The 16,012-nt window shown below is 72.9% G+C and carries 12 protein-coding genes; 8 read left to right on the top strand and 4 right to left on the bottom strand.

Features of this window, described 5'->3' with window-relative positions; all coding sequences use genetic code 11:
* Window positions 1–98: 98 nt before the first annotated feature.
* The gene (locus ACXNSR_RS29610) at window positions 99–1,763 is read left to right on the top strand and encodes an alpha/beta hydrolase (RefSeq protein ID WP_458638407.1); all 1,665 of its coding nucleotides are present in this window, start codon (window positions 99–101) and stop codon (window positions 1,761–1,763) included.
* Between the two features lie 130 nt (window positions 1,764–1,893).
* Here ACXNSR_RS29610 and hemQ read toward each other — a convergent pair whose 3' ends face one another.
* Both hemQ and hemG read right to left on the bottom strand, forming a co-directional pair.
* Complete coding sequence (hemQ, locus tag ACXNSR_RS29605) at window positions 1,894–2,607, bottom strand: hydrogen peroxide-dependent heme synthase (RefSeq protein WP_189739334.1); 714 nt, start codon at window positions 2,605–2,607, stop codon at window positions 1,894–1,896.
* Window positions 2,608–2,611: 4 nt separating this feature from the next.
* Window positions 2,612–4,111 carry a protoporphyrinogen oxidase gene (gene hemG, locus ACXNSR_RS29600; RefSeq protein WP_458638406.1) on the bottom strand — a complete coding sequence of 500 codons (1,500 nt, stop codon included), beginning with the start codon at window positions 4,109–4,111 and terminating at the stop codon, window positions 2,612–2,614.
* Window positions 4,112–4,250: 139 nt separating this feature from the next.
* Here hemG and ACXNSR_RS29595 point away from each other — a divergent pair, with 139 nt between their 5' ends.
* Together ACXNSR_RS29595 and ACXNSR_RS29590 are read left to right on the top strand one after the other, a co-directional pair.
* Complete coding sequence (locus ACXNSR_RS29595) at window positions 4,251–5,261, top strand: DUF4349 domain-containing protein (RefSeq protein WP_458638405.1); 1,011 nt, start codon at window positions 4,251–4,253, stop codon at window positions 5,259–5,261.
* A 59-nt stretch (window positions 5,262–5,320) separates the two neighbouring features.
* Window positions 5,321–6,703 (top strand): FAD-dependent oxidoreductase, encoded by a 1,383-nt coding sequence (locus ACXNSR_RS29590; protein ID WP_458638404.1) that lies wholly within the window; start codon window positions 5,321–5,323, stop codon window positions 6,701–6,703.
* A gap of 115 nt (window positions 6,704–6,818) precedes the next feature.
* On the opposite strand, the gene hemE is transcribed toward ACXNSR_RS29590, so the two are convergent.
* Window positions 6,819–7,883, bottom strand: coding sequence for a uroporphyrinogen decarboxylase (hemE, locus tag ACXNSR_RS29585; RefSeq protein ID WP_458638403.1), 1,065 nt, complete (start codon window positions 7,881–7,883; stop codon window positions 6,819–6,821).
* A 91-nt stretch (window positions 7,884–7,974) separates the two neighbouring features.
* Here hemE and ACXNSR_RS29580 point away from each other — a divergent pair, with 91 nt between their 5' ends.
* From ACXNSR_RS29580 to ACXNSR_RS29570, 3 genes are all read left to right on the top strand, one after another.
* On the top strand, window positions 7,975–8,631 hold the full coding sequence (locus ACXNSR_RS29580) for a DUF3000 domain-containing protein (RefSeq protein WP_458638402.1): 657 nt from the start codon (window positions 7,975–7,977) through the stop codon (window positions 8,629–8,631).
* Window positions 8,632–8,903: 272 nt separating this feature from the next.
* Window positions 8,904–9,566 carry a helix-turn-helix transcriptional regulator gene (locus ACXNSR_RS29575; protein ID WP_007267191.1) on the top strand — a complete coding sequence of 221 codons (663 nt, stop codon included), beginning with the start codon at window positions 8,904–8,906 and terminating at the stop codon, window positions 9,564–9,566.
* Between the two features lie 173 nt (window positions 9,567–9,739).
* Window positions 9,740–11,023 (top strand): HRDC domain-containing protein, encoded by a 1,284-nt coding sequence (locus ACXNSR_RS29570; protein WP_458638401.1) that lies wholly within the window; start codon window positions 9,740–9,742, stop codon window positions 11,021–11,023.
* Window positions 11,024–11,075: 52 nt separating this feature from the next.
* On the opposite strand, the gene ACXNSR_RS29565 is transcribed toward ACXNSR_RS29570, so the two are convergent.
* Entirely contained in the window at window positions 11,076–12,248 is a 1,173-nt protein-coding gene (locus ACXNSR_RS29565) for an alpha/beta hydrolase (protein ID WP_458638400.1), read from the bottom strand.
* A gap of 338 nt (window positions 12,249–12,586) precedes the next feature.
* Here ACXNSR_RS29565 and ACXNSR_RS29560 point away from each other — a divergent pair, with 338 nt between their 5' ends.
* Both ACXNSR_RS29560 and ACXNSR_RS29555 read left to right on the top strand, forming a co-directional pair.
* Window positions 12,587–13,813 carry a thiolase family protein gene (locus ACXNSR_RS29560; RefSeq protein ID WP_189739315.1) on the top strand — a complete coding sequence of 409 codons (1,227 nt, stop codon included), beginning with the start codon at window positions 12,587–12,589 and terminating at the stop codon, window positions 13,811–13,813.
* Complete coding sequence (locus ACXNSR_RS29555) at window positions 13,810–15,948, top strand: 3-hydroxyacyl-CoA dehydrogenase NAD-binding domain-containing protein (RefSeq protein WP_458638399.1); 2,139 nt, start codon at window positions 13,810–13,812, stop codon at window positions 15,946–15,948. Before ACXNSR_RS29560 ends, ACXNSR_RS29555 begins: the two co-directional genes overlap by 4 nt.
* Window positions 15,949–16,012 lie beyond the last annotated feature (64 nt).

The raw sequence follows: 16,012 nt of genomic DNA, 5'->3' as shown, positions 1-16,012 counted from the left end.
GGCATCGGGGCCATCGGCGCCGACACCGGCCGGTGATCCTTTACAAGGCCGCCGCCCGGCCCTCTCATCGGTTCATCCGATGAGAGGAAGGGGCCGCCATGCGGACGGGACTCGCAGGCCGTGCGGCCGCCCTGGCGGCGCTCTCCCTCCTGCTGTGCGTCCCGGCCCACGCCGCGCCGCCGACCGCGCCCGGCCCCCTCGGCGGGACGGCGGCCGAGGCCGCCGAGGCCGCCGGCGCCGCCCTCGCCGCCCGCCGCGCGGCGGCCCGGGCCACGGCCGACGGCAGCGGCGGGCTCGACTTCCGCCGCTGCCCCGACGCCGAGGAGCTGCCCGGCCCGGTCCGGTGCGCCACCCTGCGCGTCCCGCTCGACTACGCCCGGCCCGACGGCCCGCAGATCTCCCTCACCGTCAGCCGGCTCGCCGCCACCGGGGCCCGCGGCGCCGTCCGCCAGGGCGCGCTGGTCCACAACCCCGGCGGCCCCGGAGCCTCCGGCACGTACTTCCCGCTCCTCGCCGACCTGCCCGGCTGGCAGCGGATCGCCGCCGCCTACGACCTCGTCGGCTACGCCCCGCGCGGCGTCGGCGGATCCGCCCCGCTGTCCTGCCAGGACCCCGCCACGGGGACCAAGGCCCCCACCCAGGTCCCGGCCGAGCCCTCGGCGGCGTACAAGAGGCAGCGCCTCGCGGCCGCCCGGGCCTACGCCCGCGGCTGCGCGCGGCGGGCCGGCGCGGCCCTGCCGCACTACTCGACGCTCGACAACGCCCGGGACCTGGACGTCCTGCGGGCCGCGCTCGGCGAGCGGAGGCTGAGCTTCATGGGCGCCTCGTACGGCACCTACCTCGGTGCCGTGTACGCCACCCTGTACCCGGGCCGGGTCCGCCGGATGGTCCTGGACTCGGCGGTCGACCCCGACCCGCGCCGCGTCTGGTACCGCAACCAGCTCGACCAGTCACCCGGCTTCGAGCGCCGCTGGTACGACTTCCGCGCCTGGGCGGCCCGGCACCACGACACGTACGGCCTCGGCGCCACCCCGGCGGCCGTGCAGGCGAGCTACGCGCGCGTGCGGGACGCGGTGGCCCGCAGACCGGCGGGCGGCGTCGTCGGTACGGGTGAGCTGCGGGCCGCCTACCTCCAGGCCGCCTACTACGACGACGTGTGGCCGGACCGGGCGGCGGCCCTGGCGGCCTTCCTGCGCGGCGATCCGGCACGGCTGACCGCCCAGGCCGCTCCCGACCCGGAATCGGCGGCCGAGGCGGAGAACGCGACGGCGGTGTACACGGCGGTGCTGTGCAACGACGCCTCCTGGCCCGCGGACTGGGGCACCTGGGACCGCGACAACACCGAGCTGGCGCGCAGGGCCCCCTTCGAGGCCTGGGCCAATGCCTTCCTGAACCTGCCGTGCGCCTCCTGGCCGGTGCGCGAGCGGCAGCGTCCGGTGGCGGTCGGGGCCCAGCCGGAGCGGCTGCCCCGGACCCTGGTGGTCGCGGCGGAGCGGGACGGGGCGACCCCGTACGCGGGCGCGCTGGAGCTTCAGCGGCGGCTCGGCGCCGGGGCTTCGCTGGTGACGGAGGAGGGAGCCGGCTCCCACGGTGTGGTCGGCGGACGCAACGACTGCGTGGACCGGCACGTGGAGCGGTATCTGCTGACGGGCGCCACCCCGGGGTGGCGGGTCGCGTGTGCGCCGCATCCGGAGCCCGCACCGGTGTCGCTGGACGAACGGGCAGCGAGTGCCCACAGGGCACTGCTGCCGCCGGTCGTCTGAACTTCCGGGCGGGATCTCCGGCTGCGTCGTTTCGGGGGCAGGGGCCGTCTTCCGGACCAGCCTCCCGATCCACCGGAGGAACTCACCTGACGGTGTGGTCGTCCTCCGGTCCTTCCCCCCAGGGGAGGTATCAGGCGAGCCCGGCGACCAGATCGGCGACGGACTTGCGGCGCCCGGTGTAGAAGGGCACCTCTTCACGGACGTGCATACGGGCCTCGGAGGCGCGCAGGTGACGCATGAGGTCGACGATGCGGTACAGCTCGTCCGCCTCGAAGGCCAGCAGCCACTCGTAGTCGCCCAGCGAGAAGGAGGCGACGGTGTTGGCGCGCACGTCCGGGTAACCGCGGGCCATCTTGCCGTGGTCGGCGAGCATGCGGCGGCGGTCCTCGTCGGGCAGCAGGTACCAGTCGTAGCTGCGCACGAAGGGGTACACGCTGACGTACTCGCGCGCGACCTCGTCGGCCAGGAAGGCCGGGATGTGCGACTTGTTGAACTCGGCCGGGCGGTGCAGGGCCATGTTCGACCACACCGGCTCCAGGGCGCGGCCCAGCTTGGTGCGGCGGAACAGGTTGTAGGCGGTCTGCAGCTCGTCCGCCGTCTCGGCGTGCCACCAGATCATCACGTCGGCGTCGGCGCGCAGGCCGGACACGTCGTAGGTGCCGCGGACGGTGATGTCCTTGGCGCCCAGCTGGTCGAAGAGCTCCTGGACCTCGTCGGCGTAGCCGGTGCGGTCCTCGGGAAGAACGTCCTTCAGCTTGAAGACGGACCACAGGGTGTAGCGAATGACCTCGTTGAGGTCCTTCGCCTTCTTCCCCGCGTTGGGAATCTTCTCTGGTGCAGTCATGTGCCTATTGTCCCGTGCGCTGATCAGTGGTCTGTGCCAGGGGTGCCGTACGCGCACCGAGCGCGGCGATCACCGCGTCCGCGGCCTTGCCGGCGCTCGCGATGCAGGCCGGGATGCCGACTCCGTCGTAGACCGCGCCGCACACCGCGAGGCCCGGCAGGGCGGCGACGGCGGTGCGGATCCGGGCGACCCGGTCGAGGTGGCCGACGGGGTACTGGGGCAGTCCGCCGTCCCACCGGGTGACGGTGGAGGCGACCGGCCGGGCCGCGAGGCCCACGGCCTCGGCGAGGTCGGCGAGGGAGACGTCGACGAGCTCGCCGTCCTCGCGCTGCAGGTCGCTCTCGTCGGCGTAGCGGCCGACCGAGGTGCGCAGCAGGAAGAGCTCGGGGTCCGCCCCGGCCCAGGCCCACTTGTTGCTGGAGAAGGTGGAGGCCTTGATGGTCCGGCCGTCGACGGGCGGTACGAGGAATCCGCTGGCGCCGCCGCCGGAGACGGCGGCCGGCAGGTCGGAGCGGCGGAAGGCCATCGTGACCAGGGCCATCGAGGCGTACTCGACCCCGCGCAGCTCGGTCGCGGCGGCCGGGGCGAGCCCGTCCAGCAGCCGTGCGGCGGCCCCGGCCGGGGTGGCCAGGACCACGGCGTCGGCCTCGACGGTCTCGTGGCCGGCCACCACCCGCCAGCCCCCGGCCGTACGGACGACCTCGCGGACGGGGGCGTCGGTGACGAGCCGGGCCCCCGCGGCGCGGCAGGCCTCGGCCACGGCGACCGGGAGCCGTCCGATGCCGCCGTCGATGCCGGCGAAGACCGGACCGGCCTGCTGGGGCGAGGCCTCCGCCCGGCGCTGCAGTTCCCGTACGCCGTCGCCCAGGAGGGCGTGCGTGCGGGCGGCCTCGAAGAGCTGGGGGACGGCGGCCCGCATGGAGATGCGGTAGGCGTCGCCCGCGTAGACCCCGCCGAGCAGCGGTTCCACCAGCCGGTCGACGACCTCGCGGCCGAGGCGGGCCGCGACGTACGCGCCGACGGCGACGTCGTCGCCGATCTCGGTGGGCGGCAGCGTCCGCTCGGCCTCGATGCGGGCCAGTCCCTCGGCGGAGAGCACCCCGGAGGCGGCGAGCGGTCCCAGGTCGCCGGGGACGCCCATGACGTGGCCGCGCGGCATCGGCCGCAGCGCGCCGCGGGTCCACAGGTGGGCGGTGGCGGTGGCGGGCGCCTGCAGGGCCTCGCCGAGGCCCACGGCCTCGGCGAGGGCCACGGCTTCGGGGCGGCGGGCGAGCACGGATTCGGCGCCGAGGTCGACCGGGGCCCCGGCGAGTTCACCGGCGTACAGCTTGCCGCCGAGCCGGGGTCCGGCCTCCAGCAGGGTGACGCGGACGCCTTCGGCGAGCAGCCGGTGGGCCGCCGCGAGGCCCGCGATACCGCCGCCGATGACGACGGCGTGGGCCGGGGAGCCGGTGGACCGGGGCGCGGAGCCCGGCCGATCCGTACGCATGTCCGCTTCGTGCATGGACACATCGTCTCAGACCGATCTCCGAGGCCGGACCGTGACCGCATCGGGATCACCCCGGGACCGTGGATACGAAACCCGCGACGGGACTCTGGACGTCGAACCGGCAACACCAGCCGATCCTCGGGGGTTTACAGCGATGCGCAGTTTCGACAGACACCGTTCCGCGGCGGCCCTGGCCGCCCTCGCACTGACCGGGGCGCTCGCGCTCACCGGTTGCGGCGCGAGCGGCCAGGGAACCGCGAGCGACAAGGCGGCGGTGGCGCCCGCCGCCGAAGGCAAGGCGCCGGAGGGCGCAGCGGCGGCCCCGGCGCCGGCCGCGTCCGCGGGCTCCGCGGGCTCGGCCGGCGCCGCCGGCTCCGCCGCGAACAAGAACGCCGGGACGCCGGCCGCTGTCCGCCCGAACGTGATCCGGACGGCGACGCTCGGCATCGAGACGGCGGACGTCCAGAAGACGCTCGCCTCGGCGCGCACGGCCGCCGGCGAAGCGGGCGGCTACGTCGGCAACGAGTCCACCAGGCGCGGCGAGGACGGCCGGATGACCTCGACGCTGACGCTGCGTGTGCCGGGCGAGCGCTACGACGCGGTGCTCGGCGCCATGGAGGGCAGCGGGAAGCTCCTGCACCGCAAGGTCGACGCGCAGGACGTCACGGAGAAGGTCGCCGACATCGGCAGCCGCGTGGCCTCGCAGCAGGCCAGCGTGGCGCGGGTGCGGGAAATGATGGGCAAGGCCTCGGCGCTGAGCGAGGTGGTGATGCTGGAGAGCGAGCTGTCGCGCCGCCAGTCCGACCTGGAGTCGCTGCTGGCGCAGCAGACGGCGCTGAAGGACCAGACCTCGCTGGGCACGATCTCGCTGGAGGTCTCGGAGCCGGCCGCGAAGCCGGAGGCCGAGAAGAAGGAGAAGAAGGAGCCCACCTTCCTGGGCGCCCTGGGCGGGGGCTGGGACGTCTTCACCAAGGTCGTGCGCTACCTGACGGTGGCGGTGGGCGCGGTGCTGCCGTTCGCGCTGACGGCCGCGGTGGTGCTGGTGCTGTTCCGGGTCTACCGGCGGTGGCGTCCGGCGCCGGCGAAGCCGGGCCCGGTGCCGTGGCGGGCGACGGTACCGGCGGCCCGGACGGCTCCGGACGCCGAAGCCGACGTGCAGGACTGAACGCGCGTTCGGCCGTAGCGTGTTCACCATCCGACGGTGGTGAAGGGGCGGTACGGACGATGGCGACGGAACGACTGGTGGTGGTGGGCGGTGACGCGGCGGGGATGTCCGCCGCGTCACAGGCCCGCAGGCTGAAGGGCCCGGCGGAACTGGAGATCGTGGCCTTCGAGCGCGGGCACTTCACCTCCTACTCGGCGTGCGGGATCCCGTACTGGGTCGGCGGCCGGGTCGCCGAGCGCGACGACCTGATCGCCCGCACCCCCGAGGAGCACCGGGCCCGGGACATCGATCTGCGCACGCGCACGGAGGTCGTGGAGCTCGACCTCCCCGGATCCCGGGTCCGCGCCCGCGATCTGGACACCGGATCCGAATCCTGGACGGGCTACGACAAACTGGTCCTGGCGACGGGCGCCCGCCCCGTCCGCCCGCGGCTCCCCGGCATCGGCGCGCACGGGGTCCACGGGATCCAGAGCCTGGACGACGGCCAGCGCCTGATGGACACCCTGCGGCGCACGCAGGGCCGCCGGGCCGTCGTGGTGGGCGCGGGCTACATCGGCGTGGAGATGGCGGAGGCCCTGGTGGCGCGGGGGTACGAGGTCACCGTCCTGCACCGGGGCGAGCAGCCGATGGCGACGCTGGACCCGGACATGGGCGGCCTGGTGCACACCGCGATGAACCGGATGGGGATCCGTACGGTCTCCCGCGCCGAGGTGACGAAGATCCTCACCGACGAGGAGGGCCGGGCCCGGGCGGTGGCCACCTCGGCGGGCGAGGAGTACGAGGCGGACGTGGTGGTGCTCGGCATCGGCGTGGAGCCCCGTACGGCGCTCGCCCGCGCGGCCGGCCTGCCGCTCGGCCCCTCGGGCGGCCTCCTCACGGACCTCTCGATGCGGGTCCGGGGCCACGAGAACATCTGGTCGGGCGGCGACTGCGTGGAGGTCCTGGACCTGGTCGCGGGCCGCACCCGGCACATCCCGCTGGGCACGCACGCCAACAAGCACGGCCAGGTCATCGGCTCGGGCGTGGGCGGTGGCTACGCGACCTTCCCCGGGGTGGTCGGGACGGCGGTCAGCAAGGTCTGCGATCTGGAGATCGCCCGTACGGGGCTGCGCGAGCGGGACGCCCTGGAGGCGGGCCTGCGGTTCGTGACGGCCACCATCACCTCCACCAACACGGCGGGCTACTACCCGGGCGCGGCGGAGATGACGGTGAAGATGCTGGCGGAACGCCGTACGGGCCGCCTCCTCGGGGTCCAGATCGTCGGCGGCGCGGGGTCCGCGAAGCGGGTGGACATCGCGGCGGTGGCCCTCACGGCGGGGATGACGGTGGACCGGATGGTGTCCCTGGACCTGGGCTACGCCCCGCCGTTCTCCCCGGTCTGGGACCCGATCCTGGTGGCGGCCCGCAAGGCGGTCGCGGCGGTCCGCTCGGCGGGGGTGTAGCCCTGCGGGGCCTCCGCCCCCAGGACCGGGGTCCGGGGGCGGAGATCCGGGAAACGGAGAGAGGGCGGGGCGGGGAGCAGCGCCGCAGGCACCGCCACCGCCCCGCCCCGTACCGCTAGCGCTGCGTCCTGGTGTGGACGTAGTCCACCAGGCGGGTCAGCGCGTCCGGGTCGGTCGTCGGGAGGACGCCGTGGCCCAGGTTGAAGACGTGGCCCTCCAGGCCGGCGGCGGCCGCGAGGACCTCGTCCGTCTTGGCCTCGACCGCCTCCGGGGTGGAGAAGAGCACGGCCGGGTCCAGGTTGCCCTGGAGCGCCTTGCCGGGGCCGACCCGGCGCGCGGCCTCGTCCAGCGAGACCCGGTAGTCGACGCCCATGACGTCCGCGCCGGCCTCGCCCATCAGGCCGAGGAGCTCGCCCGTGCCCACGCCGAAGTGGATCCGCGGTACTCCGTAGGAGGCCACGGACTCCAGGACCTTCGCGGACGCGGGCATCACCGAGCGGCGGTAGTCCGCGGGGGCCAGGGCGCCGACCCAGGAGTCGAAGAGCTGGACGGCGGAGGCGCCGGCCTCGATCTGGACCTTCAGGAAGGCGGAGGTGATCTCCGCGAGGCGGTCCAGGAGCTCGGCCCACAGCTGGGGGTCCCCGTACATGAGGGCCTTGGTGTGCTCGTGGTTCTTGGAAGGACCGCCCTCGACCAGGTAGCTCGCGAGGGTGAAAGGCGCACCCGCGAATCCGATCAACGGCGTGGCACCCAGTTCACCCGTGAGCATGCCGATCGCCTCGGTGACGTACGAGACGTCCTCCGGAGTGAGGTCGCGCAGCTGTGCGAGGTCTTCGCGGCGGCGGATCGGCTGGGCGACGACCGGGCCGATGCCCGGCTTGATGTCCAGGTCGACGCCGATGGCCTTCAGCGGGACCACGATGTCGGAGAAGAAGATCGCCGCGTCCACGTTGTGGCGGCGCACCGGCTGCAGCGTGATCTCGGTGACCAGGTCGGGGCGCATGCAGGACTCCAGCATCTGCGTGCCCTCGCGCAGCTTGCGGTACTCCGGAAGCGAGCGCCCGGCCTGCCGCATGAACCACACCGGGGTGTGCGGCACCGGCTCCCGCCGGCACGCCTTCAGGAAGGCGGAATCGTACGTCTGACTCGGCTGGCCCGTGGGGCGGGTGTTGGCGCTCACGACCCAAATCTTCGCACGTACGAAGAAGTGTCCGACCCGGCGAGGGTGTCCCTGCGCCGCACGGGCGCTCGTTCCGCCTAGTCTTCCCCGCATGGCTGCGGCTCAGGGACGATTTTCAGATGGCGCCGAGGGTACGGACAGCGCGAAGGAGAGCTCCGTCCCGCTCCCGTTCCGGCGGGCGGTCGACGGTTTGAAGAAGGCCCGGCTGCGTCCGGGGATCGAGATCGACCCCACGAAACCGCCCCAGAGACTGGCGCCGCACGCCTACGCGCTGGAGGCCGCGGTGGTGGACGGCGAGGACGATCTGGCGGACGGCCGGCTCATCCTGCTCCACGATCCGTCCGGGCACGAGGCCTGGCAGGGCACCTTCCGGCTGGTGACGCTGGTGCGCGCGGAGCTGGAACCGGAGATGGCCGCGGACCCACTGCTGCCCGAGGTGTGCTGGTCCTGGCTGACCGGGGCGCTGGAGGCGCGCGGGCTGGCGTACGGGGAGGCGAGCGGCACCGTGACCATGGCGGGCTCGCACTACTTCGGCGGGCTCGCGGAGCGGCGGCCGGCCACGCAGATCGAGATCAGGGCCTCGTGGACGCCGCGCGAGGGCGTGGGCGGGGTGCCGGACACCGCGGCCCACCTGTCCGCGTGGTGCGAACTGCTGTGCCAGATCGCCGGGCTGCCGCCGGTGGGTCCGACGGACACGGCGACGGGTGTGGTCTCCCTGCCACAGCGCCGCGGTCCGCACCACCCGTAGCCGCAGGGCCGGACGGCCGCCGGTTCGGCGTGCGGCGCAGAACGGCTGATCGAAGAACGGGGCGGACGGTCGAAAGACGGCGTCCCTTGCGGGCTTCTGATCAACCGATGATCGATCGTGCGTCCGAATTGCCCGAATTGTTACTCACCAAATCGTGATCATTCCCTAAAGCCGGGCGGGTGACGTGCCGAAGGAGTGGGTGACCATCCGCACGGTTCGCACCGGCTTCCTTCCCCGAGCCGGCCGTCCCGCCACTCCCCCAGGAGGCCTAGGTGTCCGTTCTTCTCGAGCAGCCCGCAAGCCTGGTCGCCTACCGCCCTAACAAGCCGACGGCCATGGTCGTCGTGGCCGACCCGCGCGTGCGTTCCACCGTGACCCGCCATCTGTGGGCCCTCGGAGTACGTGACGTGATCGAGGCGTCGTCCATCGCGGAGGCCCGCCCCCGCGTCGGCAGCCCGCGCGACATCTGCGTGGCCGACGTACACCTGCCCGACGGCTCCGGTCTCACCCTGCTCTCCGAGACCCGGGCCGCCGGTTGGCCCAACGGCCTGGCCCTGTCCGCCGCCGACGACATCGGCGCCGTGCGCAACGCCCTCGCGGGCGGCGTCAAGGGCTACGTCGTCACCGGTACGCGGACCAACATCGGGCTCCCCACCCGGCCCGGCGCCGCCCCCATCGGCGCTGCCGCCGCCCGTATGCACCGCCGCCCCCCGGGTGCCCCGAGCCACCCGGGCGGCTACCGGGAGCTCTCCGGCCGCGAGGTCGAGGTCCTGCGCCTCGTCGCGGAGGGCCAGTCCAACAAGGCCATCGGCGTCTCGATGGGCCTGTCCGCCCTGACCGTCAAGTCCCACCTCGCCCGGATCGCCCGCAAGCTGGGCACCGGCGACCGCGCCGGCATGGTCGCCGTGGCGCTGCGCACCGGGATCATCCACTGAGCGCGGGCCGGAGCTCCCGGATATCCGCCTCGGGAGCCGCTGCCGGGGGACTCGCCCGGGAACCTGCCGGGAGACCCCCGGAATACCCCGGGGAAACTCCCCGCATACCGCTCGCGCCCGTCGACGGAACGTTCCGGCGACGGGCGCGTCGTATACACGGATACCCTTGACCGGTGACCGACGCCCAAGATCCCGCAGCAGACCTGCGCACCACCACCGGGGGCGGCCCCCCGGACGACGTCGTTGTTCCGCCCGGTGGGCTGCCGACTCCCTTGCTGGAGCCCCGTGAGGGGATTCCTCCGGTGGTCGCCGACGCGGACGCCCTCGCCGAAGTGGTCGCGGCCTTCGCCGCGGGCACCGGCCCCGTCGCCGTCGACGCCGAACGCGCCTCCGGGTACCGGTACGGCCAGCGCGCCTATCTGGTGCAGCTGCGCCGCGAGGGTGCGGGGTCCGCACTGATCGACCCGGTGGGCTGCCCCGACCTGTCCGCGCTGGGCGAGGCCCTGTCCGGCACCGAATGGATCCTGCACGCCGCCACCCAGGACCTGCCGTGCCTGCGCGAAATAGGCATGGTGCCCACCTCCCTGTTCGACACCGAGCTGGCCGGCCGCCTCGCCGGCTTCCCGCGGGTCGGACTCGGCGCGATGGTCGAGAGCGTGCTCGGCTACGCGCTGGAGAAGGGCCACTCCGCCGTCGACTGGTCCACCCGCCCGCTCCCCGAGCCGTGGCTGCGCTACGCCGCCCTGGACGTGGAGCTGCTGGTGGACCTGCGGGACGCGCTGGAGAAGGAACTGGACCGGCAGGGCAAGCTCGAATGGGCCCACCAGGAGTTCGACGCCATCGCCTCCGCCCCGCCCGCCCCGCCGCGCAAGGACCCGTGGCGCCGTACGTCCGGCATGCACAAGGTGCGCCGGCGCCGGCAGATGGCGGTCGTACGGGAGCTGTGGGAGTCCCGGGACCGGATCGCGCAGCGGCGTGACGTGTCGCCGGGCAAGGTGCTGGGCGACGCCGCGATCGTCGAGGCCGCCCTCGCCCTGCCGGCCAACGTGCACACCCTGTCCGCCCTGCCCGGCTACGGGCAGCGGATGGGCCGGCGCCAGCTGGACCAGTGGATGGCCGCCGTGGACCGGGCGAAGGCCCTGCCCGAGAACGAGCTGCCGCAGCCCGGGGCGACCCCGGCCGGTCCCCCGCCGCCGCGCTCCTGGGTGGACAAGGACCCGGCGGCCGCGGCCCGGCTCTCGGCGGCCCGTACCGCCGTCTCGGCCCTGGCGGAGGCGCTGAACCTGCCCCAGGAGAACCTGATCACCCCGGACACGGTCCGCCGGCTGTGCTGGGAGCCCCCGCAGCGGCTGCACGCGGACGCGGTGTCGGAGGCCCTGGCGGGCTACGGCGCCCGCCCCTGGCAGATCGAACTGGTGACCCCGGTGCTGGTCACGGCCCTGGCCGCCACGGCGTAGGAGATCGCCGTCGTGCCCCGGTCCGCGGACTGCGGACCGGGGCACGGCCGTATCAGAGCTGCTTCTCGGTGTAGTCGCCGTCCGTGTCCATGTAGAACGTGCCCTTGGTGTGGCCGTCGATCTCGGTGTGCTTGAGCCACTTCCGGGACAGGTGGTGGACGTGCTTGACCACTCGCTCCCAGGGGATCTGGTGGCCCGCGCAGGCCACCTCGAAGTGCATCTTCCTGGAACCCGGGATGGCCTTGTAGAGCTCGGTGACCGAGAGGAAGGGATTGGTACCCGGAGCGCTGTTCACCGTCTTGTCGTGCTCGCCGACGACGATGAGCACCGGCACCTTGTGGCCGAGGATGTTGTCCACCTTGGCGCCGGCCTTGTTCCAGCCCCACCAGAAGGGGTTGCGGTAGCGCAGCACGCCCGAGGGCACGCCGGACACCGGCGGCCCCCAGTTGCGGCCCACGACGTCGCTCTCCATGATCGCCGCCCAGACGGTCTCGACCATGCCTTCCTCGCGCTGCTCGTCGCCGCAGCCGAGTTCCTTGTCCCAGGCGTCTCCGAAACCGTCCTTTCCGGTGAGGTTCATCGGGTAGGTCCACAGGGACGGCGGAGGCGGCAGCGCGTCCGGCCGGTCCCATTTGGTGCCGGGCTTGCTGGCGGGTCCGTCCGGCCGGAAGACCGGGGCGAGCAGGAACAGGCTGGAGACGTTCTCCGGGTGCTGGATCGCGTACGGTCCCATCGCCACCGCGGCGGCGGACCAGCCGAAGAGGGCGACGTCCTCCACACCGCGCTCGGCCTTGATGTATTCGACGACGGTGTGGAGCTCGGCCCAGTCGCCGGCCGAGTCGCCGAGGTGCTTGGCGTAGGAGGGGGTGCAGGGGCCCGCCAGCGGGTGACCGTCGAGCAGTAGCTTCGCCTGCTGGGCGGCATTGGTGTTGCAGGGTTCGTTCATGACGGCCGGGCGCGGCGAGCGGCCGTGGCCCTGGAGGTCCATGGCGAAGACGTCGAAGCCCGCCTTGGCGAGGAAGAGCATCCAGTTGTACTCGCCGGTGCCCAGGTCCGCCCCGGGCAGCACGGGGACGCTGCGGCCGTGCAGCATCAGGACGGCCTTGCGCTTCGTCGGATTCTTCGTCCCGTCGCGCTCCCGGACGAAGAGCTTGATCACCTCGCCCTCGTTGACGGGGAGTGTGGAGGTGTGTTTGACCTCGTGGTCGATCGCCGGGATCAGCATGGCCGCGGTCTCCGTTCGCTCGGTGTGCCCAGGGGCGGACGCGCAGGGGGCGCGACCAGGGTTCGCACAGGCCGTGCGCCCGATGCCGTTGACGTGACCGTGACCACCGGGCGGCCGACCCGATCGGGTAGCCCCGCGCGCTCCGATCGGACGGCGCGAGGAGGGGGCGCGCACCGGCCCGGCACGGCGGGGTGGGTGTGACGTTCGCCGCTCCTCGGGGAGGGGGTGTGCACATTGGTTACCCGCAAGTAGCATGGTCGGGTGAGCGGGCGCTCAGCAACGTACGCCGAACGCCCCCGCGCGCAGCAGTGCACACCCGCACCTGGAGGAGAGCCAACGTGCCTCGTACCGTCAGGGACGTCGTCTTCGTCGACGGCGTCCGCACCCCGTTCGGCAAGGCGGGCCCGAAGGGCATCTACCACGAGACCCGCGCCGACGACCTCGTCGTGAAGGCGATCCGGGAGCTGCTGCGCCGCAACCCGGACCTGGACCCCAAGAAGATCGACGAGGTCGCCATCGCCGCGACCACGCAGATCGGCGACCAGGGCCTCACCCTGGGCCGCACGGCCGGCATCCTCGCGGGCCTGCCGCAGTCCGTCCCGGGCTACTCCATCGACCGCATGTGCGCCGGCGCGCTGACCGCCGTGACCGCCGTCGCGGGCGGCGTGGCCTTCGGTGCGTACGACGTCGCCCTCGCCGGCGGTGTCGAGCACATGGGCCGCCACCCCATGGGCGAGGGCGTCGACCCGAACCCGCGCTTCGTCTCCGAGAAGCTGGTCGACGAGTCCGCCCTGTTCATGGGCATGACCGCCGAGAACCTGCACGACCGGTACCCGACGATCACCAAGCTCCGCGCCGACGAGTACGCCGTGCGCTCGCAGGAGAAGGCCGCCAAGGCGTACGCCGACGGCAAGATCCAGCAGGACCTGGTCCCGATCTCGGTGCGCAACACCAACGAGGCGGCCGGTGAGACGGGCTGGGGCCTGGTCACCACCGACGAGCCGATGCGCCCGGGCACCACGCTGGAGAACCTGGCCGGCCTGAAGACCCCGTTCCGCACGCACGGCCGGGTCACCGCGGGCAACGCCGCCGGTCTCAACGACGGTGCCACCGCCGCGATCATCGCGTCCGAGGACTTCGCCCGGGAGAACAACCTCCCGGTCAAGATGCGCCTGGTCTCGTACTCCTTCGCGGGTGTCGAGCCCGAGGTCATGGGCTACGGCCCGATCCCGGCCACCGAGAAGGCCCTGGCCCAGGCCGGCCTGACGATCGAGGACATCGGTCTCTTCGAGATCAACGAGGCCTTCGCGGTCCAGGTCCTCGCGTTCCTGGAGCACTACGGCATCGCCGACGACGACGCCCGCGTCAACCAGTACGGCGGCGCCATCGCCTTCGGTCACCCGCTCGCCTCCTCGGGCGTGCGCCTGATGACGCAGCTGGCCCGTCAGTTCGAGGAGCAGCCGCACGTCCGCTACGGCCTGACCACCATGTGCGTCGGCTTCGGCATGGGCGCCACGGTCATCTGGGAGAACCCGAACTTCAACGCCGAGGGAGACTCCAAGTGAGCACCACCGCTGAGCTCCTGAAGGGCGCGGCCGAGCTGTTCCCGGACGAGGTCGTCACGTCCGCGCACGTCCGTCACCTGGACCTGCCGTTCGGCGCCGGGCGCTTCGCGCTCATCACGCTGGACAACGGCTTCGACCACACCAAGCCGACCACCTTCGGCCCGCAGTCGCTCGCCAACCTGAACGCGGCGATCGACCAGGTCGAGCAGGAGGCCATCGCCGGCTCCATCGTCGGCGCGGGCATCACCGGCAAGCCGTTCATCTTCGCGGTCGGCGCCGACCTCAAGGGCGTCGAGCTGCTGAAGAAGCACGACGAGGCGCTCGCCATCGGCAAGGGCGGCCACGACGTCTTCAAGCGCCTCTCCGCGCTGGCGGTCCCGACCTTCGCGTACTACAACGGCGCGGCCATGGGCGGCGGCGTCGAGGTCGGTCTGCACTGCTCCTACCGCACCGTCTCGAAGGCCATCCCGGCCTTCTCGCTGCCCGAGGTCTTCCTCGGCCTGGTTCCCGGCTGGGGCGGCTGCGCCATCCTGCCGAACCTGATCGGCGCCGAGCGCGCGGTCTCGGTGATCATCGAGAACTCGCTCAACCAGAACAAGCAGCTGCGCGGCAAGCAGGTCTTCGACCTGGGCATCGCCGACGCGATCTTCGAGGGCGCGGACTTCCTGGAGCAGTCGCTCCTGTGGACCGCGAACGTCCTGAACGGCACCACCGAGGTCGTCCGCGCGGACATCGACCGCGGCGAGGCCTGGGACGCGGCCGTCGCCAAGGGCCGCGCCATCGCGGACTCCAAGGTGCACGGCGCCGCTCCGGCCGCCTACCGCGCGCTGGACATCATCGCCGCGGCCAAGTCCGGCGACCTCCAGGCCGGCTTCGACGCCGAGGACACGGCGCTGGCCGACCTCATCATGGGCGGCGAGCTGCGCTCGGGCATCTACGCCTTCAACCTGGTGCAGAAGCGCGCCAAGCGCCCGGCCGGTGCCCCGGACAAGTCCCTGGCCCGTCCGGTCACCAAGGTCGGCGTCGTCGGCGCGGGCCTGATGGCCTCGCAGCTGGCGCTGCTCTTCCTGCGCCGCCTGGAGGTGCCGGTGGTCCTCACCGACATCGACCAGGAGCGCGTGGACAAGGGTGTGGGCTACGTCCACGCCGAGATCCAGAAGCTGCTCGGCAAGGGCCGCATCAACCAGGACAAGGCCAACCGCCTGACCGCCCTGGTGACCGGTGTCCTGGACAAGGCCGAGGGCTTCGCGGACGCGGACTTCATCATCGAGGCCGTGTTCGAGGAGATGTCCGTCAAGCAGAAGGTGTTCGCGGAGGTCGAGGCGGTCGCCCCGGCGCACGCGATCCTCGCCACCAACACCTCCTCGCTGTCGGTGTCGGAGATGGCCTCCAAGCTCCAGCACCCGGAGCGCGTGGTCGGCTTCCACTTCTTCAACCCGGTCGCGATCCTCCCGCTGCTGGAGATCGTCCGCGGTGAGCAGACCGACGACGCCTCGCTGGCCACGGCCTTCGGTGTCGCCAAGAAGCTGAAGAAGACCGCGGTCCTCACCAAGGACGCCCCGGCGTTCGTCGTGAACCGCATCCTGACCCGCTTCATGGGCGAGATCCAGAACGTCATCGACGAGGGCACCCCGGTCGTCACGGCGGAGAAGGCCATCGAGCCGCTCGGCCTGCCGATGTCCCCGCTGGTCCTCCTGGAGCTCGTGGGCCCGGCGATCGGTCTGCACGTCTCCGAGACCCTGAACCGCGCCTTCCCGGAGCGCTTCACCGTCTCCCCGAACCTCAAGCGGGTCGTTGAGGCCGGCAAGCGCGGCTTCTACGTCTACACCGCGGAGAACGGCTTCAAGCCGGAGCTGGACCCCGAGGTCGCCGCGCTCCTGGTGCAGGGCGACGTCGTCCTGACGGAGGAGCAGGTCCGCGACCGCGTCCTGGACGCGGTGGCGCAGGAGATCGGCCTGATGCTGGAGGAGGGTGTCGTGGCCGAGGCCCAGGACATCGACCTCTGCCTGATCACGGGTGCCGGCTGGCCCTTCCACCTGGGCGGCGTGACGCCGTACCTGGACCGTGAAGGCGTCTCGGAGCGCGTGAACGGCAAGAAGTTCCTCGCCCCCGGCCTCGCGAGCGTCCCGGCCTAGTCCGGGTCCGTGACGGCTGTTCGACGGCTCGGCCCGCCCCTTCCGGGGGGCGGGCCAACGCCGT

This window comes from Streptomyces sp. NC-S4, from assembly GCF_054353315.1.
The sequence above is the reverse complement of the archived record's forward strand: the minus strand, read 5'-3'. Positions and strand labels throughout refer to the sequence as shown.

Bases quoted from the DNA above. Each gene is read 5' to 3' on its own strand.
- hemG (WP_458638406.1), bottom strand. From the start codon at position 4,111: ATGCACGAAGCGGACATGCGTACGGATCGGCCGGGCTCCGCGCCCCGG.
- ACXNSR_RS29565 (WP_458638400.1), bottom strand. From the start codon at position 12,248: ATGCTGATCCCGGCGATCGACCACGAGGTCAAACACACCTCCACACTC.
- ACXNSR_RS29610 (WP_458638407.1), top strand. From the start codon at position 99: ATGCGGACGGGACTCGCAGGCCGTGCGGCCGCCCTGGCGGCGCTCTCC.
- ACXNSR_RS29580 (WP_458638402.1), top strand. From the start codon at position 7,975: ATGGCTGCGGCTCAGGGACGATTTTCAGATGGCGCCGAGGGTACGGAC.
- ACXNSR_RS29590 (WP_458638404.1), top strand. From the start codon at position 5,321: ATGGCGACGGAACGACTGGTGGTGGTGGGCGGTGACGCGGCGGGGATG.
- ACXNSR_RS29595 (WP_458638405.1), top strand. From the start codon at position 4,251: ATGCGCAGTTTCGACAGACACCGTTCCGCGGCGGCCCTGGCCGCCCTC.
- hemQ (WP_189739334.1), bottom strand. From the start codon at position 2,607: ATGACTGCACCAGAGAAGATTCCCAACGCGGGGAAGAAGGCGAAGGAC.